General features: G+C 64.9%; 20 protein-coding genes. 11 read left to right on the top strand and 9 right to left on the bottom strand.

Going from position 1 to position 18,650, the window contains the following annotated elements; all coding sequences use genetic code 11:
- Positions 1-34: 34 nt before the first annotated feature.
- Positions 35-1,132: an LPS export ABC transporter permease LptG gene (lptG, locus tag H7692_RS07110; RefSeq protein WP_227339955.1), complete on the bottom strand. Its 1,098-nt coding sequence runs from the start codon at positions 1,130-1,132 to the stop codon at positions 35-37.
- Positions 1,132-2,340, bottom strand: coding sequence for an LPS export ABC transporter permease LptF (gene lptF, locus H7692_RS07105; RefSeq protein ID WP_201929010.1), 1,209 nt, complete (start codon positions 2,338-2,340; stop codon positions 1,132-1,134). Before lptF ends, lptG begins: the two co-directional genes overlap by 1 nt.
- 123 nt (positions 2,341-2,463) lie before the next feature.
- Here lptF and H7692_RS07100 point away from each other — a divergent pair, with 123 nt between their 5' ends.
- From H7692_RS07100 to H7692_RS07090, 3 genes are read left to right on the top strand one after another with little or no spacing between them, the layout of a single operon-like run.
- Positions 2,464-2,979, top strand: coding sequence for a DUF2141 domain-containing protein (locus tag H7692_RS07100; protein ID WP_222135533.1), 516 nt, complete (start codon positions 2,464-2,466; stop codon positions 2,977-2,979).
- 8 nt (positions 2,980-2,987) lie between these two features.
- Positions 2,988-3,962 (top strand): diacylglycerol/lipid kinase family protein, encoded by a 975-nt coding sequence (locus H7692_RS07095; RefSeq protein ID WP_201929012.1) that lies wholly within the window; start codon positions 2,988-2,990, stop codon positions 3,960-3,962.
- A gap of 21 nt (positions 3,963-3,983) precedes the next feature.
- On the top strand, positions 3,984-4,844 hold the full coding sequence (locus H7692_RS07090) for a hypothetical protein (protein WP_227339954.1): 861 nt from the start codon (positions 3,984-3,986) through the stop codon (positions 4,842-4,844).
- A 17-nt stretch (positions 4,845-4,861) separates the two neighbouring features.
- Here H7692_RS07090 and H7692_RS07085 read toward each other — a convergent pair whose 3' ends face one another.
- From H7692_RS07085 to H7692_RS07075, 3 genes are all read right to left on the bottom strand, one after another.
- Complete coding sequence (locus tag H7692_RS07085) at positions 4,862-6,823, bottom strand: ATP-binding protein (RefSeq protein ID WP_227339953.1); 1,962 nt, start codon at positions 6,821-6,823, stop codon at positions 4,862-4,864.
- Between the two features lie 114 nt (positions 6,824-6,937).
- On the bottom strand, positions 6,938-8,140 hold the full coding sequence (gene spt, locus H7692_RS07080; protein ID WP_201929015.1) for a serine palmitoyltransferase: 1,203 nt from the start codon (positions 8,138-8,140) through the stop codon (positions 6,938-6,940).
- A 106-nt stretch (positions 8,141-8,246) separates the two neighbouring features.
- Positions 8,247-8,483 (bottom strand): acyl carrier protein, encoded by a 237-nt coding sequence (locus tag H7692_RS07075; RefSeq protein WP_201929016.1) that lies wholly within the window; start codon positions 8,481-8,483, stop codon positions 8,247-8,249.
- 176 nt (positions 8,484-8,659) lie between these two features.
- Between H7692_RS07075 and H7692_RS07070 the strand changes: the two genes are divergently transcribed.
- Both H7692_RS07070 and H7692_RS07065 read left to right on the top strand, forming a co-directional pair.
- Positions 8,660-9,214: a Pycsar system effector family protein gene (locus H7692_RS07070; RefSeq protein WP_227339952.1), complete on the top strand. Its 555-nt coding sequence runs from the start codon at positions 8,660-8,662 to the stop codon at positions 9,212-9,214.
- Between the two features lie 141 nt (positions 9,215-9,355).
- On the top strand, positions 9,356-10,756 hold the full coding sequence (locus tag H7692_RS07065) for an MATE family efflux transporter (RefSeq protein WP_222135535.1): 1,401 nt from the start codon (positions 9,356-9,358) through the stop codon (positions 10,754-10,756).
- On the opposite strand, the gene H7692_RS07060 is transcribed toward H7692_RS07065, so the two are convergent.
- Positions 10,748-11,188 (bottom strand): HNH endonuclease, encoded by a 441-nt coding sequence (locus H7692_RS07060; protein ID WP_201929019.1) that lies wholly within the window; start codon positions 11,186-11,188, stop codon positions 10,748-10,750. The genes H7692_RS07065 and H7692_RS07060 overlap by 9 nt on opposite strands.
- Before the next feature lie 143 nt (positions 11,189-11,331).
- Between H7692_RS07060 and groES the strand changes: the two genes are divergently transcribed.
- The 3 genes from groES to H7692_RS07045 all read left to right on the top strand — a co-directional run bounded on the left by groES (position 11,332) and on the right by H7692_RS07045 (position 14,273).
- Entirely contained in the window at positions 11,332-11,619 is a 288-nt protein-coding gene (gene groES, locus H7692_RS07055) for a co-chaperone GroES (RefSeq protein WP_201929020.1), read from the top strand.
- A 77-nt stretch (positions 11,620-11,696) separates the two neighbouring features.
- Positions 11,697-13,340: a chaperonin GroEL gene (groL, locus tag H7692_RS07050; protein WP_201929021.1), complete on the top strand. Its 1,644-nt coding sequence runs from the start codon at positions 11,697-11,699 to the stop codon at positions 13,338-13,340.
- Between the two features lie 165 nt (positions 13,341-13,505).
- Entirely contained in the window at positions 13,506-14,273 is a 768-nt protein-coding gene (locus H7692_RS07045) for a glutaminyl-peptide cyclotransferase (protein WP_222135536.1), read from the top strand.
- Here H7692_RS07045 and H7692_RS07040 read toward each other — a convergent pair.
- From H7692_RS07040 to H7692_RS07030, 3 genes are all read right to left on the bottom strand, one after another.
- The gene (locus tag H7692_RS07040; RefSeq protein WP_222135537.1) at positions 14,270-14,479 is read right to left on the bottom strand and encodes a hypothetical protein; all 210 of its coding nucleotides are present in this window, start codon (positions 14,477-14,479) and stop codon (positions 14,270-14,272) included. The genes H7692_RS07045 and H7692_RS07040 overlap by 4 nt on opposite strands.
- A gap of 74 nt (positions 14,480-14,553) precedes the next feature.
- On the bottom strand, positions 14,554-14,850 hold the full coding sequence (locus H7692_RS07035) for an entericidin EcnAB (RefSeq protein WP_201929024.1): 297 nt from the start codon (positions 14,848-14,850) through the stop codon (positions 14,554-14,556).
- Between the two features lie 187 nt (positions 14,851-15,037).
- Positions 15,038-15,355 (bottom strand): hypothetical protein, encoded by a 318-nt coding sequence (locus H7692_RS07030; protein ID WP_201929026.1) that lies wholly within the window; start codon positions 15,353-15,355, stop codon positions 15,038-15,040.
- A gap of 228 nt (positions 15,356-15,583) precedes the next feature.
- On the opposite strand from H7692_RS07030, the gene H7692_RS07025 reads away from it, so the two are divergent.
- From H7692_RS07025 to H7692_RS07015, 3 genes are read left to right on the top strand one after another with little or no spacing between them, the layout of a single operon-like run.
- The gene (locus H7692_RS07025; protein ID WP_222135538.1) at positions 15,584-16,570 is read left to right on the top strand and encodes an ArsR/SmtB family transcription factor; all 987 of its coding nucleotides are present in this window, start codon (positions 15,584-15,586) and stop codon (positions 16,568-16,570) included.
- Positions 16,567-17,508 carry a methylenetetrahydrofolate reductase gene (metF, locus tag H7692_RS07020; RefSeq protein ID WP_222135539.1) on the top strand — a complete coding sequence of 314 codons (942 nt, stop codon included), beginning with the start codon at positions 16,567-16,569 and terminating at the stop codon, positions 17,506-17,508. Before H7692_RS07025 ends, metF begins: the two co-directional genes overlap by 4 nt.
- A complete protein-coding gene (locus H7692_RS07015; protein WP_222135540.1) occupies positions 17,505-18,569 on the top strand; it encodes a homocysteine S-methyltransferase family protein in 1,065 nt (354 codons plus the stop codon). Before metF ends, H7692_RS07015 begins: the two co-directional genes overlap by 4 nt.
- The last annotated feature ends 81 nt before the right edge of the window (positions 18,570-18,650 follow it).

The following is an 18,650-nucleotide window of genomic DNA, read 5'->3' as shown; positions in this document are numbered from 1 at the left end:
TCCGCAACCGGTCGCAAGCCGCCGTGCGACAACCCTATTCCTCGGTGCGTATCAAGATCGTCTCGCCGATCAGCGCGAAGAGGATGAACGGCCCCCACGCCGCCAGAAACGGCGAATATGCCCCCAGATCACCCATCGCGAGCGCGAAATTGTCGGCGACGAAATAGGCGAAGCCCAGCGCCATCCCCAGGATCGCGCGCACGAACAGCTTGCCCGAGCGCGCAAGACCGAAGGCCGCGACCGCGCCGAGGAGCGGCATCAGGATCGCCGACAGCGGACCCGAAATCTTGTGCCACAATATGCCTTTGAGCGCATCGACCGGCCGGCCCGCAGCCTCGAGGTCGGCGATGGCGCCGCGCAGCTCGAGAAAGGTCAGCGCGTCGCCGTCGACCTGCGCCAGCGTGAACTGGTCGGGCCGCACGCCTTTTGCCGCGACGATCGTGCCAAGCTCGGTCACCGTGCCCGATCGCCGCTCGAACCTTTTGGCGTTGGCAAGCTCCCATCCGCCCGCGACCGTCCGCGCGCTGTCGGCGGTGAGCATCGACGACAACACGCCCTGCACACGCTGGTAAATCTTGACCTTGCCGAGCCGGACCGTGTCGCCGTCGATCGTGACGCTGCCCGCATTGATCAGATCGTCGCCCGCACGCACCCAGATATTGGTCCGCGTGCCGTCGTCGCGCGGCACCTCGGCATATTGGACCTTTTGCCATGCGCTGAGCGAGGCGTTGGCGCGCGCGACGATGCGCTCGTTGAAGGCGAAGCTGATCGCCGCGACCAGCAGCGCGGCGAGGAACAGCGGCGCGAGCACCTGGTGTGCCGACATGCCCGCCGCCTTCATCGATACCACCTCGCTGTTCTGGTTCAGCGTAATCAGCGTCAGGATGGTGCCGAGCAGCACCGAAAAGGGCAGGAAAGTCTCGATAATCTGCGGCAGACGCAGGCCGACATAGCGCCACACCTCGGCGTCGCCATTGCCCGCGACCGCCAGTATCTTCCCGCTCTCGCCGAGCAGGTCGAGCGTCTGGAGGATCAGCACGAGCGCGAAAAGAATGGCGAAGCTGCGGGTGAGGAACAGCCGCCCGACATAAAGCGCCATCGTGCGCGAGGGAAAGAAATGAAGCTGGTGCATCAGGCGGACCGCTGCTTGCGCTGGAACAGTCGGGCAAAGGCGCGAATCTTCTGCCCCGCCTTTGCCGCAACGCGCTCGAGCGCGCCGATCGGCTGGCCGCCCGGAACATGCGCGACGGTGTAGTACATCCAAACCGCGAGCGCCGCGAACAGCAGGAACGGCACCCACAGTGCGATCAGCGGATCGACCGTCCCGCGAGCGCCCAGATCCTCGGCATATTGGTTGATCTTGTGCTGCGTCACGAGCAGCACGATCGACAGGAAAACGCCGAGCGACGAGGTCGAACGCTTGGGCGGGATCGCGAGCGCGACCGCGATCAATGGGATCAGGAACATCGACATGACCTCGACGATGCGGAAATGGAAATTGGCGCGCGATTCGAGCCGCGTCTGGAGCGTCTCGCGCTCGTCCTTGCCGACGACGAACAGCTCGGGAATCGTCAATTCGCGGTCGGCGCCGCCGCGCAGCCGGAACGCCTCGATCTTGGGGAGCGGGATCGGCAGGTCGTGGCTGTCGAAGGTCAGCACCCGCGGCACCGGGAATTTGGGCGATTCATGGATCAACACGCCCTGCGACAGGCGCAGGATGATCGTGTTCGGATCGTCGGTCGCAAGGAATTGCCCGCGCGAGGCGGTCGCCGACACCGTCTGGCCGTCGCGATTCTCGCCGCGCACGAAGATGCCGGCGAGGCGGCGCCCCTCGTCGTGGCTCTCTTCGATACGCAGCGTCATGCGGTCGCCGAGCTTGGTGAACTCGCCGACCTTGATCGACGCGCCGAGCGCGCCCGACCGCAGCTCGAACTGCAAGCCTTCATAGGCATAGCGTGCATAGGGCTGGATGAATCCGACGATGGCGAGGTTGAGCGCCGCGAGCGCGATCGCATAGGCATAGGGCACGCGCATCAGCCGGTTGAAGCCCATGCCGACGCCTTTCAGAACGTCGAGTTCGCTCGATGTCGCGAGGCGGCGAAAGGCGAGCAGGATGCCGAGCATCAGCCCGATCGGGATGCCGAGCGACAGATATTCGGGGATAAGATTGGCGAGCATGCGCCACACGACGCTGACCGGTCCGCCTTCTGTCGCGACGAAATCGAACAGGCGCAGCATCTTTTCGAGGACGAGCAGCATCGCCGACAGCACGAGCGTGCCGAGCATGGGGAAGAAGATGAGCCGCGCGATATAACGGTCGATGGCGGGTAGCTTATTCAATCTTTCGTCGCCCCATCACCATGTTTTGGCCGCAAATGTTTCCGATATGCCGAGTCAAGGGCGACAGGGACCCATGCCAGCCTTGAAGCTGGCGTGGCTATAGCCTCTGGAGGTTTTGAGGTCATGTCGAAAATTTTTCTCGCCGGACTGCTCGCTGCCGGTGCTGCCGGAGCGCTGATCGCGCCCGTCGCGGCGCAGGGCGCCACTCTCGGCCCGGCGGCCGCGCTCTGCAACAGCAACGCCACCGCCGTCCTCGTCGATGTGCGCGGGTTCAAGCAGAATACGGGCACATTGCGCGTCCAGATTTACGGTGCGGACCGCAACTATCTCGAAAAGCGCAAATGGCTCGAACGTGTTGATATTCCGGTATCGAAATCGGGCAATATGCAGGTGTGCGTTCCGGTCAAGGCGCCGGGCAATTATGTCGTGTCGGTCCGCCATGACCTCAACGGCAATGGCAAATCGGACAAGAGCGACGGCGGCGGCCTGTCGGGCAACCCCGACATGAAGCTCACCGACTTCATCTTCAAGCGGAAGCCGAAGCTGGCAGCGGTCAGCTTTGCGGTGGGCGCGACGACCAAGCGTATCCCCGTCACGTTGAATTATATCAACGGGCTCTCTTTCGATCCGGTGGATTAGGGGGGGCGGTGGCCAGCGTCGCGCTACTTTCCAATCCGCGATCGACGGGGAATCGCGCTCTGCTTCCCCGCGTGCGCGAATATTGCGCGGCGCACCCCGACATTTTTCACTATGAGGTCGAGGACGTCGACCAGATCGGCGAGGCGATCCGCACGATTGCGATGGTCAGCCCGCGCGTCGTCGCGATCAACGGCGGCGACGGCACGGTTCAGGCCGCGCTGACCGAGCTTTACTCGGGCGGCCATTTCGGCGGGACGCCGCCGCCGGTCGCAGTGCTGCCCAATGGCAAGACGAACCTGATCGCACTCGACCTCGGTGCCGAGGGCGATCCGATCAAGGCGCTCGAACGCGTCGTCGAGCTGGTCGAAGCCGGCGCGATCGACGACCATGTCATCGAACGCCAGCTCATTGCGCTCGACCGCGGCGGCGGTGGCCGGCCGGTGCTGGGGATGTTCCTCGGCGGCGCCTACCTCGCCGATGTGATGCTCTATTGCCGGCACCGCATCTATCCGCTCGGGCTGCCGAACGGCGTGTCGCATTTCCTTGCCGCGATCCTCGGGCTGTTTGCGATCGTCTTCGGCCTTGGCGGCGGCCGTCTGCCTCCCAAGCCCGAGCCGATGACCGTGTCGCTGGTCCGGCAGGGCGAGTTCAAGGGCAAATTTTCGCTGCTCATCGTCACCACGCTCGAGAAATTGCTGCTGAGCATCCGAACGAGCGAAGCCTATGGCACCAACGGCCATATGAAGCTGCTCGCGACGGAAAGCAGCTTTGGCGCGCTGTTCCGCATGCTGCGCGCGACCTGGCGCGGCACGCTCGGGCAAAAGCCGCTCGATGGCGTGCATTTCCAGCAGGGCGACGAAATCCGTATCGAAGGCGCGCGCTCGAACGTCATCCTCGATGGCGAGATTTTCGAGGCAAAGAATGGCAAGCCGATCATCCTGACTTCGACCCAGCCGGTGCCTTTCCTGCGCCTCGCCGCCTGAGCTATTGTCGGGGCGCCCGTCATGAATTCATTGCCCAAACTGGTCCGCGGCGAACTGTCGCACCCCGTCGACCCGCGCGTAACCGCGATGGCGGCGGCGATTGCGGCCGAATATCCCGGCAGCGCGCGCGCGGTGCTTTTTTATGGAAGCTGCCTGCGCGAAAGCGAACTCGACGGGCTGATGCTCGATTTCTATCTGATCGTGTCCGATTATGGCGACGCCTATGACCGGCGCTGGCTGGCCGCCGCGAACCGGCTGATCCCACCCAACGTCTTTCCTTTCCAGCATGGCGGGCTGGTCGCGAAATATGCCGTACTCAGCGAGGCCGACTTCCACCGCCTCAACGGGCCAGAGACGCGCAACGTGTCGGTGTGGGCGCGCTTTGCCCAGCCGTCGCGCATCGTGTGGGCCGTCGACGACACCGCGCGCGACAAAGCCGTTGCGGCAATATCGCGTGCCGCGCCGACCTTGCTGACGGCGGCAGGCCGGGTTGCGAGCGAAGCGCCGCTCGACTGGTGGCGCCGCGCCTTTGCGCTCACCTATTCGGCCGAGCTGCGCGCCGAGCGCCAAGGCCGTGCGCAATCGGTGGTCGACGCCGATCCCGATCGATACCGCCGCTTCGCCGACGCCGCGATCGCCGCGGTTCCGGCGCGCGCGGCGGGGGGCGGCTGGGCGCGGCGGCGTATCGAGGGCAAGGCGCTCAGCATTGTGCGGCTCGCCAAGGCGGCCTTCACCTATGCGGGCGGGATCGACTATCTCGCATGGAAGATCAACCGGCATGCCGGCACCAAGATCGAGATCAAGCCGTGGCAACGGCGCTGGCCGCTCCTCGCCGCGTTGACGCTCGTTCCGCGCCTGATGCGAAGTGGCGCCATTCGCTGAAGGAAAGAGGGCGGCGCTCAGCTCGCGAGCTGATGGTCCGCAACGCGCCGCTCGCTGGCGCGGCGGATCGCCTGATCGAGTCCGCTCAGCGTGAAGGGTTTGCGCAAGACATCGTGATCGCCGAAGCTCGCTTCTTCGGCGGCATCGCCCGCAAAACCCGTCAGGAACAGCACCGACAAGTCGGGCCAGCGCTTCTTCAGCCGCGCGACAAGCTCGGGACCGGTCAGTCCGGGCATCAGCACGTCGGTGAGCACGAGGTCGAACCCGCCCTTCTTTTCGACGAGCGCTTCGGCATCGAGCGGATCGGGGCAGGCGACGACCCGGTGGCCCAATTCGTCGACGGCATCGACCGTCGCGGTAAGGACGCGCGGATCGTCCTCGACGACCAGGATGTCGAGCGGGTTGGACGGCGCGATCGCGGCGACCGGCGCCGTCATCTTGCGTCCCGCATCGGCCGCTTCGCCGCGCTGCGCGACGGGGAGCAGCATCGCGACGCTCGTCCCTTCGCCTTCGGTCGAATGGATTTGCACCTCGCCCCCCGACTGGCGGCAAAAGGCAAAGACCTGGCTCATGCCCAGGCCGGTGCCCTGGCCCGCGGGTTTGGTGGTGTAAAAGGGATCGAACACGCGTTCGAGCACTTCGGGCGACATGCCGCACCCGGTGTCGATGACCTGCACGGCGAGCGCTGCGGCGCCATCGCGCTGGTCGCAGCGCGTGCGGATCGTCAGCGTGCCGTGCCCGTCCATCGCGTCGCGCGCATTGACCGCGAGGTTGAGCAGCGCATTTTCGAACTGCTGCCGGTCGATCCAGCTCGCAAGCTCCCCTGCCTCGAGGTCGAGGGTCAGCGCGATGCGGTTGCCGATCGTCCGCTCGATCAGCTCGGCAAAGCCGGTGATGCACGCGTCGATCTGGGTCATTTCGGGTCGTGCCGATTCCGACCGTGCAAAGGCCAGCAGGCGGCGCGTCAGGTCGGCAGCGCGGTTGGCGCCGTCAAGCGCATTGGCAAGGTGACGCTTCGCCTTGTCGGGCTCGCCCGGAAGCCAGCGCTGCGCAAGCTCGAGCCCGCCGACGACGACCGCGAGCATATTGTTGAAGTCGTGCGCGATGCCCCCGGTGAGCTGGCCGACCGCCTCCATTTTTTGCGCCTGGCGAAGCTGCGCCTCGGCGGCGATACGCTCCGACATTTCATTGCGCAGCGCGCTGTTCGCTTCGGCCAGTTCGACCGTCCGTTCCTCGACCGCGGCTTCGAGCTGCGTCGCACGCTCGGTTTCGGCAAGCTGTTCGCGCCGTGCCAGTCGCCGCTCGCTGATCGCGCGGATGAGCGAGATCGTCGCGCCGATCGCGAGCACCGCCGCCGCCGCGCCGAGCAGCGAGAAGAGCAGGATCGCGCGGTTGAGGTCCGCCCGGTCGGCCGCCGCGCCGCGGATGCGGTCGCGTAGCAGCGTGCGTTCGTTCTCGATGATCTGGGTGAGCAGCTTGTCGATGCGGTTCAGGCCGTCGTCGTGGCCCGCGGCGTGATATTTCGAGATTGCGGCGACGGTCTGGTTATAGTTGGCGCTGAGCGCGGCGTCGCCGAGCTGGGCGCCGCGGCTGTTCAGCTCCGCGGTGAGTTGCTCGACGAGTGCTGCCTGCTGCGGGTTGTCGCGGACATTGCGCTGCAATTGCGTCAATATTTGCCGCGCGCGCGCCCATTGATATTCATAGATGCGCCCGTCTTCCTTCTGCAGCCCCACCGCAAAGCGGCCGAGCGCCGCCTCGGCGCGGCCGAGCGCGGCGTCGACCGAGCGCGTCTGCGAGATGACCTCGAGGCTCTGCGACTGCCAGCCGAGCGAGCGATCATAATTGTCGTTGGCGCGCGACAACAGCATCACGAGCGCGCCGACCGCGCCGATCAGCACCGCGCCCAGCGCAATCGTCAGCCATAAACGGAAACGCTCGCGGCGACCCTCGGCCTCGTTATCCAGATCCCTCTCGAACACACTGAAGGTTTAGCCGAATTTGGACAAAAGGACCAAGCGGCGAAGCGGCCTGCAGCGGCGCGGCGCCTCGATTCGGCGCGAAAAGGAATCCGCTGGTCGGCGTGGGCGCTCGATTCAGCCGATTATGCCGACGCGCTTGCCCGCGCGCTCGAAGCGGCCGAGGATCTCGCCGACCTGTTCGCTCGAATGTTCGGCGCACAGCGAACAGCGCAGCAATGTCATCCCTGCGGGGGTCGCCGGCGGGCGCGCAAGGTTGACGTAAAGCCCTTCCTCCAGCAGCGCTTCCCACATCATCGCGCCGCGTTCCAGGTCGGGCATGATGACGGCGATGATCGCCGATTGCGGCTCGTCGGTGCCGAGCGTGAAGCCCAGATCCTTGAGGCCCTTGTGGAGCGTCTTCGAATTTTCCCACAGATGCGCGCGCTTGTTGCTCCCGTGCATCAGCTTGCGGATGCTCGTCGCCGCGGTCGCGACGACGCTGGGCGGAAGCGAGGCGGTGAACACATAGGGGCGGCAGACGAGCCGCAGGATCTCGAACTTCGGATGGTTCGACACGCAGAAGCCGCCGACCGTGCCGACGCTCTTGCTGAACGTCCCGATGATGAAGTCGACATCGTCGATCACGCCCTGCGCCTCGACGACGCCGCGGCCATTGTCGCCGATGAAGCCCATCGAATGCGCTTCGTCGACGAGCACCATCGCGCCATTTTCCTTGGAAACGCGCACCATTTCCTTGAGCGGCGCGACGTCGCCGAGCATCGAATAGACGCCTTCGAGCACGACGAGCTTGCCCGCGTCGGCGGGCAGGCGCTTCAGCCTTTTCTCCAGCGCCTCGACGTCATTGTGGCGGAAGGCGACGATTTCGGCGTCGCCCATCTTGCACCCGTCATAGATCGACGCGTGGCTGTCGATGTCGAGGATGACATAGTCGCCCTTGCCCGCGATCGTCGAAATGATGCCGAGGTTCGCCTGGTAACCGGTCGAAAACACCATGGCGTGATCCATGGCGTAAAATTCCTTGAGCGCGTCCTCGACTTCCCTGTGTCCCCGATAGGTGCCGTTGAGGACGCGGCTGCCGGTCGTGCCGCTGCCGAATTTCTCGAGCGCCTCCTTGCCCGCGGCGATGACATCCTCGTCGAAGGTCATCCCCATATAATTATAGGTGCCGAGCAGGATCGTCTCGCGCCCGTTGCAGATCGCGACGGTGGGCGAGAGCACCTTTTCCATCACCAGGCTGAACGGATCGGTGACGCCGGTCGCAAGCAGCGCCTCGCGCTGCTGGATGAGCGGATCGAATTTCGAGAAGAGGTCGGTCATATCAGTGTTCCATTGCCCGTTCGTGTCGAGCGAAGTCGAGACACCCGTCGGCATGGCGCAATGTCGAGGGGCATCTCGACTTCGCTCGATGCGAACGGGATCGGGGTTACCCCTTCAGCTTTTCCACCGCGGCGACCAGCTGGCCGACATTCTCGATCTCGGCCTGCTGGTTCATGCTGATGATGATGTCGAAACTGTCCTCGACCTCGGCGACGAAATCCATCACCGTCAGGCTGTCCCATTCGAGGTCGCCGGCAAAGGTCGTCGCGTCGGTCAGTTCGACGCCCTTTTTGTTGAAGGGATCGATCAGCGCGTAGATTTGGTCACGCAGGGCGGTGCTCATAAGGTGCATCCCGTAAAGGAAAGAGGAAAACTGCGCGCGGGCATGCCGCGCCGCGTCCCGATTGGCAAGCGAATGCGGCGGCAATCGGGCAGCATCTTGCCGCAAACGGCGCGGCGTGCCACGCTGGCTCGCCGCCGGCGATGGCGGAGGAGCGCAGCGCAGGAGAGGGAAGGCCTATGGACGACGGGGGCAAGCAACAGAGCGCCGTTTATCCGCCCAATGCCGTGCACCTGCTTCGCACGTCGCAACTGCTGACGATGCAATTGTCGCAGATGGCCGATCAAAAGGCGTCGATCCTGATGGGGGCGACTTTCGTTGTCTTCACATTGGCGGTGGGGCAGGTACGCACGGGAAGCGGCGCGCTCGCGATCCCGCTGGCGATCCTCGCGACCTTTGCCTTCCTGTCGGCGATGCTCGCCGTATCGGCCGTCCTGCCGCGCATCGGGCGAAAGCCGCCGGTGGCGGCGCCTGCCGGGGTGGATAACAGCAACATCCTGTTCTTCGGACGCTTCGCGCAAATGGCCGAGGAGGAGTTTATCGCTACGGTCAAGTCGCGGCTCCACACCGAGGACGATATTTACGAGATGATGCTGCGCGACACCTATCAGAACGGCGTGATCCTCGCGCAGCGCAAATACCGCTTCCTCGGCTATGCCTATCGCCTGTTCGTCGTCGGGCTGACGATCACCTTCCTCGCCTTTGCGGTCGAGGTGGTGTTGATGTGGACGTGATGCTGCCGGTTTCCTCCCCACGGCTTCGCCGCACCGACGATGCGGGCGCCCTGTTGCCTTTCTGCCACCCTCGTCCAGCAAATATATTGTAACGCATTTCGCGATTGATGCCCCCCGCCGCCGCGCCTATCCGGGCCGGCTATGCTTCATCAGCCCGCCCCCCTGACCGCCGAGGTTCCGCAGCGTTTCAGCACCGAATTTCGCGCGACGCTTGCGCTCGCCGCGCCGCTCGCGGCGGCGAATCTGCTGCAGATGCTCGTCCATGCGATCGACGTGATCTTCGTGGCGCGGCTCGGCGACACCGCGCTCGCCGCCTCGTCGCTCGGCGTGTCGATCTTTGGATTGCTGCTGTGGACGGGCACCGGGCTCGTCGGCGCCGCCGCGCCGCTGATCGCCGCCGAGATCGGCCGCCGCAAACATGCGGTGCGCGAGGTGCGGCGCACGGTGCGGATGGCGCTCTGGCTCAGTCTGCTCGTGTCGATCCTCTTCATGGGCATCTGCGCCGCCGGCGGGCCGATCATGCGCGCGACGGGCCAGCCCGCCGAACTCACCGATCGCGCGTCGAGCTTCCTCCTCATCTTGATGTGGGCGATGTTCCCGATGATCGCGGCGAGCGTGCTGCGTATCTTCGTCTCGGCGCTCGGCCGTGCGACGATCGCGACCGCGATCACTTTCTTCGCGCTGTTCGTCAACGCGCTCGGCAACTGGACGCTCGTCTTCGGCAATCTCGGCATGCCCGCGCTCGGGCTGCACGGCTCGGCGCTGTCGAGCGTCATCACCAGCGTGCTGATGCTGCTCGCCTATGTCGTCGTGATCCAGTCGGACCGCCGCCTGCGGCGCTATCGCCTGTTCGGCAATTGGTGGCGCAGCGAATGGTCGCGCTTCGTCGAAATGGTGCGGCTCGGCATTCCGATCAGCCTGACGATCCTGGCCGAGGCGGGGCTGTTCACCGGCGCCGCCTTCCTGATGGGTCGCATCGGCGAGGCGCAGCTTGCCGGACACACGATCGCGCTCCAGGTTGCCGCGCTCGCCTTCCAGATCCCCTTCGGCGTCGCGCAGGCGGCGACGATCCGCGTCGGGCTTGCCTATGGCGCGCGCGACCATCGCGGCATCGCGCTTGCGGGGCAGGCGTCGCTCGCGCTCGGCATCGGCTTCATGGGATTCACCGCGCTGTTGATGTGGCTCTTCCCCGGCCTTGTCCTGTCGATCTACGTCGATGTCGACGCGGCGCGCAACGCCGCGCTGGTCGGCTTTGCGATGCAGTTCCTCGTCATCGCCGCCGCCTTCCAGCTTGCCGACGGCGCGCAGGCGGTCGCGGCGGGCGTGCTGCGCGGCCTCCAGGACACGCGCATCCCGATGATCATCGCGGTGTGCGGTTATTGGATCGCGGGCTATGGCGCCGCGATCTACCTCGCCTTCTGGACCCCGCTCGAGGGTGTCGGGGTGTGGATCGGCCTCGCGGTCGGGCTGTTCGTCGTGGCGGCTATGCTGCTTGCACGGTGGCGGATGCGCGCGCGGTTGGGGTTGCTGCCTTCAGCCTAATTTCTGCAAGCGGTCTTCGACCTGTACGAGGAGTGCCTTCAGCCATTCTCGCCCGGCTTTCGGCTTGAATGCCTCAATTGGTATATGTCCCTTTTTCGCGTTGCACGGTTTGCACGCAAGAGCCAGATTCTGAATTGCTTTAGCGCCGGGTCCAGCACGGCCCTCGATATGATCGATAGTGACCGTCTCCTTGGTCAGGGCCTTCTGGCAATAGAAGCACCTGCCGCCGTGCTTGCGTCCCGCCTCCCGCAGTGCCTTCTCCGCGCCCCAAGGTCCGCCTGCTACTCCGCCAACCCAATAGAGCGGCGTCGTCCCATTCAGACGCGCAAAGACAATTGTTTGATAGGGATGCGACTCGAGGCAAGGCCGCGCACCGTTTTCTGGTCGCTCAGTGGTACAGCTTGAAAGATCAGCAAGCGTCTTACCCGTCATAGATTGCGCTCTAGGCGTGAGACTGAAAATTTTCCCTTAACCCGTCTTGACGCTGTCACACCCGCCGCCCATATGCCCGCCTGTTAGCACTCTCTCTTTGCGAGTGCTAAAGTGACATCCATTGCATTTCTGGAGGGACATCCATGCAATTTCGTCCGCTGCACGACCGCGTGCTCGTCCGCCGTATCGAAGCCGAAGAAAAGACGGCTGGCGGCATCATCATCCCCGACACCGCCAAGGAAAAGCCGCAGGAAGGCGAAGTCGTCGCCGTCGGTTCCGGCGCGAAGGCCGAAGACGGCAAGGTCACGCCGCTCGACGTCAAGGCCGGCGACCGCATCCTGTTCGGCAAATGGTCGGGCACCGAAGTCAAGGTCGACGGCGAAGAGCTGTTGATCATGAAGGAATCGGACATTCTGGGCGTCGTCGCCTGAACCGGTTCGGCGTCGCATCGCGGCGCGATTTCAGTGTGAAGTTACGCAGTTTTCTGCCATTTTAAAGGAGCATCCACATGGCTGCCAAGGACGTTAAATTTTCGCGCGACGCGCGCGAACGCATCCTCCGGGGTGTCGACATCCTCGCCGACGCGGTGAAGGTCACGCTCGGCCCCAAGGGCCGCAACGTCGTCATCGACAAGAGCTTCGGCGCGCCGCGCATCACCAAGGACGGCGTCACCGTCGCCAAGGAAATCGAACTCAAGGACAAGTTCGAGAATATGGGCGCGCAGATGGTGCGCGAAGTCGCATCGAAGACCAACGACCTCGCCGGCGACGGCACGACCACCGCGACCGTTCTGGCGCAGGCGATCGTCCGCGAAGGCATGAAGTCGGTTGCCGCCGGCATGAACCCGATGGACCTCAAGCGCGGCATCGACCTTGCGACCACCAAGGTCGTTGAAACGATCAAGGCGCAGTCGAAGGCGGTTTCGGGCTCGGCCGAAATCGCGCAGGTCGGCATCATCTCGGCGAACGGCGACAAGGAAGTCGGCGAAAAGATCGCAGAGGCGATGGAAAAGGTCGGCAAGGAAGGCGTCATCACCGTCGAGGAAGCCAAGGGCCTCGATTTCGAGCTCGACGTCGTCGAAGGCATGCAGTTCGACCGCGGCTACCTCAGCCCCTATTTCATCACCAACCCCGAAAAGATGCTCGTCGAGCTGTCGGACCCCTATATCCTCATCTTCGAAAAGAAGCTGTCGAACCTCCAGTCGATGCTTCCGATCCTCGAAGCCGTGGTGCAGTCGGGCCGTCCGCTCCTCATCATCGCCGAGGACATCGAGGGCGAAGCGCTCGCAACGCTCGTCGTCAACCGCCTGCGCGGCGGCCTGAAGGTCGCAGCGGTCAAGGCACCGGGCTTCGGCGATCGCCGCAAGGCGATGCTGCAGGACATCGCGATCCTGACCAAGGGCGAGATGATCAGCGAAGACCTGGGCATCAAGCTCGAAAGCGTCACGCTCGGCATGCTCGGCCAGGCCAAGCGCGTCACCATCGACAAGGACAACACGACCATCGTCGACGGTGCCGGCGATGCCGACGCGATCAAGGGCCGCGTCGAACAGATCCGCGCGCAGATCGAAACCACGACCAGCGACTATGACCGCGAAAAGCTGCAGGAACGTCTTGCCAAGCTCGCGGGCGGCGTTGCCGTGATCAAGGTCGGCGGCGCTTCGGAAGTCGAGGTGAAGGAACGCAAGGACCGCGTCGACGACGCGCTCCACGCGACCCGCGCCGCGGTCGAGGAAGGCATCGTCCCCGGCGGCGGTACCGCGCTCCTCTATGCGACCAAGGCGCTCGACGGCCTGCAGGGCGAAAATGAAGACCAGACCCGCGGTGTCGACATCATCCGTCGCGCGCTGCAGGCTCCGGTCCGCCAGATCGCCGAGAACGCCGGCTTCGACGGCGCGGTCGTCGCGGGCAAGCTGTTCGACCAGAGCGACAGCAACCAGGGCTTCAACGCTGCGACCGACACCTATGAGGATCTGGTCAAGGCCGGCGTGATCGACCCGACCAAGGTCGTCCGCACCGCGCTTCAGGACGCTGCCTCGGTCGCGGGCCTGCTCATCACCACCGAAGCGGCGGTGAGCGAGCTTCCCGACGACAAGCCGGCGATGCCGATGGGCGGCGGCGGCATGGGCGGCATGGGCGGCATGGACTTCTGACGACCCCCACAGGTCGTCGCCCCCGCGAAGGCGGGGGTCACATGCCGACTTGCCGAACGGCCAAGTCGAAAATCGGGCCGGGGGAGCAATCCTCCGGCCCTTTTTCGTCGGCGGTGCGGGGGAGGGACATTGCCAGTTCATCGGCGCGCGCATAGCTAGGGCGCGATGAACCTGTTCCTCGGCCTTTTACTGCTTGTCGCCGCGCAACCTGCCGGGGCCGTCGCGCCCGCGCCGGTCGAACGCTGTGGCTATCGCATCGTGCAAAGCTATCCGCACGACAGCGCCTCCTTTACGCAGGGCCTCTTCTGGGACGGCGGGCATCTTTATGAAGGGACCGGCCAATATGGCCGCTCGCGGATCGCGCGCATCGACCTTGCGACCGGCAAGGCGCTGAAGGAAGCGCATCTTCCCGCCGACCATTTCGGCGAGGGCATCGCGCGCTGGCGCGACCAGATCATCGGCGTGACCTGGCAAAATGGCGTCGGCCACCGCTGGCGGTTCAAGGATTTCAAGCCGGTCGGCACCTTCACCTACGCGGGCGAAGGATGGGGGCTGACCCTCCACGGCGACAGCCTTGTCCTCAGCGACGGGACGCCGGTGCTCCGCTTTCTCGACCCCGCGACGATGACCGAGCGGCGGCGCGTCACGGTTCAATTCCAGGGCAAGCCCGTCCCGATGCTCAACGAACTCGAAACGATCGACGGCCAGATCTGGGCCAATGTCTGGATGACCGATTTCATCGTCCGCATCGACCCCGCCAGCGGCGATATCGTGTCGGTCGTCGACCTGTCGGGACTCAAGGCCGAAGCGGGCGTCACGGGCAGCGACCGCGTCCTCAACGGGATTGCATGGGATGCGGACAAACGCCGCCTGTTCGTGACCGGCAAATATTGGCCGAAGCTTTACGAAATTGCGCTCGCGGACTGCCGTTAGTCGACTCCGGCACCCGCTTCGGCCTTCGCCTCCGCCTGCTCCTGTCCGGCTACGGGTGGCGTGTCGCGGCTTTCGAGCATTTCGGCGGCAGCGTCGAGCGCCTTGGCCTCGCTGACGGTCACGCCGCCGGGACCGGGTTCGTTTTCGGTGCGGCTGCATCCTGTCGTCGCAAGAACGGCCAGCGCCAGCAGTCCGAACATCCTCATCGTCTGGCTCCAAAGAAAAAGGGCTCCATTCGAGAAGAATGGAGCCCCTTGTCGTAACACCAAAGGCGCGACGCTTACTGCGCGTCGTTGGCTTTGGCTGCTTCGGTTTCGGCTTCGATCTTGTCGCCAGCCGCCGCCGCAGCGTCGCCCGCAGCGTTGACGGTGCCTTCGACGGCGTTGCCCGCATCGGCAGCGGCATCGGCGGTCGCGTCGGCAGCATCGGCAGCGCCTTCGGCCATCGCGTCGCCGGTGGCTTCGACGTCATCGGCCATGGCCGCGCCGGCTTCCGACGTTTCGTCCTGAGCCTTTTCCGAGCAAGCAGCGAGGCTGAAGGCCGCGGCGGCCATCGAGGCGATTACGAATTTGCGCATGAAAATTCCTTTCAACTTCCCCCGTGACCCGAACCGGCCACGCTGTGCGAAGGCTTAACCCCCGATGAAGCGATTGGCAACCGGCTAGGGCAGGCCTGCGTCTTGGCGGTTGAATTTCAAAGAAAAAGGGGCTGCCGGTCGCGCCGACAACCCCTTGTTCGAACCGGTATGGAAACCGGAAAGAAGCTTACTTCGTGGCTTCTTCCATCGCGCCCTTGGCGGCCGCGGTTGCTTCCTTGGCAGCATCGGCAGCTTCGGTCGCCTTGTCGGCGGCTGCGCTCGCTGCGTCGGCGGCTTCGCCCGCGGCAGCCGCGGTTGCATCGGCGGCTTCGGCCGTCGCGTCCGCAGCACCTTCGGCCGCTTCCATCGCGCCGTCAGCAGCACCTTCGACCGTTGCAGCCGCGTCGTCGGCGGTGGCAGCCGCGTCGTCGGCGGTCTTTTCGGCGCAAGCCGCGAGGCCGAGCGAAGCCGCGGCAACGAGCGACAGAGTGATCGACTTTTTCATGTGGGAAACCCCTCTCGATTGAACTTCCGACCGGCACGCGATCGCCTTGCGACCGCTGAAATGCCAATCGCGCTCAGGGGTACAGGCTCGCCAAATGGCGCGCAACGTACTTTTTGGGAACAATCGGCGTGCGTCGTCGCAAATTGACATTGCGGGTGTCAAAGGTGGGAGAATTTGCGGCGATGTCATCGGTTGACCAGATATAAAGAAAACTTTATATGTAGCCTCGTGACCGATTTGCTCGACATTTTTCGCGCGCTTGCCGACCCGACGCGGCTGCGAATCGTGGCGCTGCTGCGCGAGATGGAGCTGGCCATCGGCGAACTGGCGGTGGTTCTCGACCAGAGCCAACCGCGGGTGTCGCGGCACGTGCGGATTTTGGTCGATGCCGGGATGATCGAACGCCGACGCGAGGGTAGCTGGGTTTTCCTGCGGATCGTCGAGGGCGGCGCGATCGGAGAGGCGATCGCCCGCGCGGAGAATTGGCCCTATTCGGCGCGCGAGGCGCGCGTCATCGCGCACGATGCACGACGGCTCGCCGCCGTCCGGACCGAACGGGCCGCAGCCGCCGAACGTTATTTTGCCGACCATGCCGCCGAATGGGACGCGATCCGTTCGCGCCATGTGGCCGAGAGCGAGGTCGAAGCGGCAATGCTCGCGATGATGCACAACCGGCGGCTCGGCCATATGCTCGACGTCGGCACCGGAACGGGCCGGATGGCGGAAATTTTCGCGCCGACCGTGCGACGGATCACCGCGCTCGACCGCAGCCCCGAGATGCTGCGCCTTGCCCGCGCCAAACTTGCCGACCAGTCGATTCCGATCGACCTCGTCCAGGGCGATTTCCTGAACCTGCCGATGGCCGACACCAGTATCGACAGTGTCGTGATGCACCAGTCGCTTCACTTCGCGCACGAACCCGATCGGGTGATTGCGGAAGCGGCGCGCGTCCTGCGCGGCGGCGGGCATTTGCTCATCGTCGATTTCGCCCCGCACGAGCAGGAGGATCTGCGCGCGCTGGCGGCGCACGCGCGGCTCGGTTTTTCCGACGGCCAGATCCGCGGCTGGTTCGCATCAGCCGGACTGGTGCTCGAATCGACCCAGACGCTCGAGGGTGGATCGCTGGCGGTCAAGCTATGGCTCGGCCGACGGCGGAGCGACGAAGAACAAGATCCCGCCACCGAAGGCGGCCAGACCAAAAGGCTTGCGGCATGACGACCAATTTGAATTCGCTTTCGGAGGCGCGCCGTGCCGCAGCCTCGCCCCTGTTCGCCAATCTCGACGGCGACATCGGCGTCAGTTTCGAATTCTTTCCGCCGAAGAGCGAGAAGATGGAGGCGCAGCTTTGGGATACGTTCCACACGCTCGAGCCGCTCGCTCCGCGCTTCGTTTCGGTGACCTATGGCGCGGGCGGATCGACGCGCGAGCGCACGCACGCGACCGTCGCGCGCATCGCCCGCGAAAGCAGTGTCCCGCCGGCTGCGCATCTCACCTGCGTCGAAGCGTCGCGCGCGGAGATCGACGAGGTGGCGCACGCCTATTGGGATGCGGGGGTGCGCCATATCGTCGCGCTGCGCGGCGATGTTCCGGGCGGCGGTGCCTATCGCGCGCACCCGCAAGGCTATGGCAATGCCATCGAACTGGTTGCAGGGCTGAAAGCGGTGGCGCCGTTCGACATCTCCGTCGCGGCCTACCCCGAAGTCCATCCCGACGCCGATTGTCCGCAGGCCGACCTCGACAATCTGAAGCGCAAGCTCGATGCGGGGGCAACGCGGGCGATCACGCAATTCTTCTTCTCGCCCGACGCCTTTCTGCGTTTCCGCGACGCGGCGGCGGCGGCGGGGATCGACGCGCCGATCGTGCCCGGTATCCTGCCGGTGTCGAACGTGTCGCAGACGCGGCGCATGGCCGATATGTGCGGCACTGCGATCCCCGCGTGGATGGCGGGGCTGTTCGAAGGGCTGGACGATCACCCCGCCGCGCGTCAGCTCGTCGCGGCGACGATCGCCGCCGAAATGTGCCGCCGCCTCTATGCGGGGGGCGTGCGCGATTTCCATTTCTACACGCTCAACCGAGCGGAGCTTAGCTACGCCATCTGTCATTTGCTCGGGCTGCGTCCCAGGACCGCCCCCGCGTCGGAGAAAGCCGCATGACCGCACCATCGACCGAAAGCGCGCGCGACGCGCTGATCGCCGCAGCCAGCGAACGCATCCTGCTCACCGATGGCGGCTGGGGCACGCAGATACAGGAACGCAAGCTGGGTGAGGCCGACTATGCCGGCAACCTCGGCCTGACGCACGATCAGAAGGGCAACAACGACATCCTTGCGCTGACGCGGCAGGACGTCGTGACCGCGATCGGTGAAGCCTATCTGGCGGCAGGGTCGGACATCGTTTCGACCAACACCTTCAGCGCAAACCGGATCAGCCAGGCCGATTACGGCGCTGAAGCGCTCGTCGCCGACATCAATCATGAAAGCGCGCGGCTGGGGCGCGAAGCCGCCGACAAATATCAGGCTTTGGACGGCCGCCGCCGTTTTGTCGCGGGTGCCGTGGGTCCGACGAACAAGACATTGTCGCTGTCGCCCGACGTCAATAGTCCCGGCTTTCGCGAGATCGACTTCGACGAATTGAAGGATGTCTATCGCGAGCAGGTCGTCGCGCTTGCCGAAGGCGGCGCCGATTTCATCCTGATCGAGACGATTTTCGATACGCTCAACGCCAAGGCGGGGATCGCCGCGACGCTCGAGGCCGAAGCATCGGTCGGGCGCGAGCTGCCGCTGATGATTTCGATGACCCTGACCGACCTGTCGGGGCGCAACCTGTCGGGGCACACGGTCGAAGCCTTCTGGTATGCGGTGCGTCACGCAAAGCCGCTGACGATCGGGCTCAACTGTTCGTTCGGCGCGGCGCAGCTTCGCCCGCATGTGAAGGTATTGTCCGAGCTCGCTGACGCGTTGGTGATGGTTTATCCGAACGCAGGGCTTCCGAACGAACTTGGCGAATATGACGAGATGCCGGAAACGACGGCCGAGCTGGTTCGCGAATGGGCCGCGCATGGGCAGGTCAATATATTGGGCGGCTGCTGCGGCTCGACGCCCGCGCATATCGCGGCGATGGCGCAGGCGATCGAAGGATTGGCGCCGCGGCACATTCCCGAAGTGCCGGTGCGGACGCGGCTGGCGGGGCTGGAGCCATTCACGATGGCGGCTTGATTTAGCCCCTCCCCTTCAGGGGAGGGGTAGTGAGACCTGGTCCGGCGTCCAGCCGGGCCTTTAGTCGAGCGGGGTGGGGCC

This window comes from Sphingopyxis sp. P8, assembly GCF_020622175.1.
GTDB lineage: Bacteria > Pseudomonadota > Alphaproteobacteria > Sphingomonadales > Sphingomonadaceae > Sphingopyxis > Sphingopyxis jiangsuensis.
The sequence above is the reverse complement of the archived record's forward strand: the minus strand, read 5'-3'. Positions and strand labels throughout refer to the sequence as shown.

Bases quoted from the DNA above. Each gene is read 5' to 3' on its own strand.
- lptG (WP_227339955.1), bottom strand. From the start codon at position 1,132: ATGCACCAGCTTCATTTCTTTCCCTCGCGCACGATGGCGCTTTATGTC.
- H7692_RS07100 (WP_222135533.1), top strand. From the start codon at position 2,464: ATGTCGAAAATTTTTCTCGCCGGACTGCTCGCTGCCGGTGCTGCCGGA.
- H7692_RS07090 (WP_227339954.1), top strand. From the start codon at position 3,984: ATGAATTCATTGCCCAAACTGGTCCGCGGCGAACTGTCGCACCCCGTC.
- spt (WP_201929015.1), bottom strand. From the start codon at position 8,140: ATGACCGACCTCTTCTCGAAATTCGATCCGCTCATCCAGCAGCGCGAG.
- H7692_RS07075 (WP_201929016.1), bottom strand. From the start codon at position 8,483: ATGAGCACCGCCCTGCGTGACCAAATCTACGCGCTGATCGATCCCTTC.
- H7692_RS07070 (WP_227339952.1), top strand. From the start codon at position 8,660: ATGGACGACGGGGGCAAGCAACAGAGCGCCGTTTATCCGCCCAATGCC.
- H7692_RS07065 (WP_222135535.1), top strand. From the start codon at position 9,356: ATGCTTCATCAGCCCGCCCCCCTGACCGCCGAGGTTCCGCAGCGTTTC.
- H7692_RS07060 (WP_201929019.1), bottom strand. From the start codon at position 11,188: ATGACGGGTAAGACGCTTGCTGATCTTTCAAGCTGTACCACTGAGCGA.
- groES (WP_201929020.1), top strand. From the start codon at position 11,332: ATGCAATTTCGTCCGCTGCACGACCGCGTGCTCGTCCGCCGTATCGAA.
- groL (WP_201929021.1), top strand. From the start codon at position 11,697: ATGGCTGCCAAGGACGTTAAATTTTCGCGCGACGCGCGCGAACGCATC.
- H7692_RS07045 (WP_222135536.1), top strand. From the start codon at position 13,506: ATGAACCTGTTCCTCGGCCTTTTACTGCTTGTCGCCGCGCAACCTGCC.
- H7692_RS07040 (WP_222135537.1), bottom strand. From the start codon at position 14,479: ATGAGGATGTTCGGACTGCTGGCGCTGGCCGTTCTTGCGACGACAGGA.
- H7692_RS07035 (WP_201929024.1), bottom strand. From the start codon at position 14,850: ATGCGCAAATTCGTAATCGCCTCGATGGCCGCCGCGGCCTTCAGCCTC.
- H7692_RS07030 (WP_201929026.1), bottom strand. From the start codon at position 15,355: ATGAAAAAGTCGATCACTCTGTCGCTCGTTGCCGCGGCTTCGCTCGGC.
- metF (WP_222135539.1), top strand. From the start codon at position 16,567: ATGACGACCAATTTGAATTCGCTTTCGGAGGCGCGCCGTGCCGCAGCC.
- H7692_RS07015 (WP_222135540.1), top strand. From the start codon at position 17,505: ATGACCGCACCATCGACCGAAAGCGCGCGCGACGCGCTGATCGCCGCA.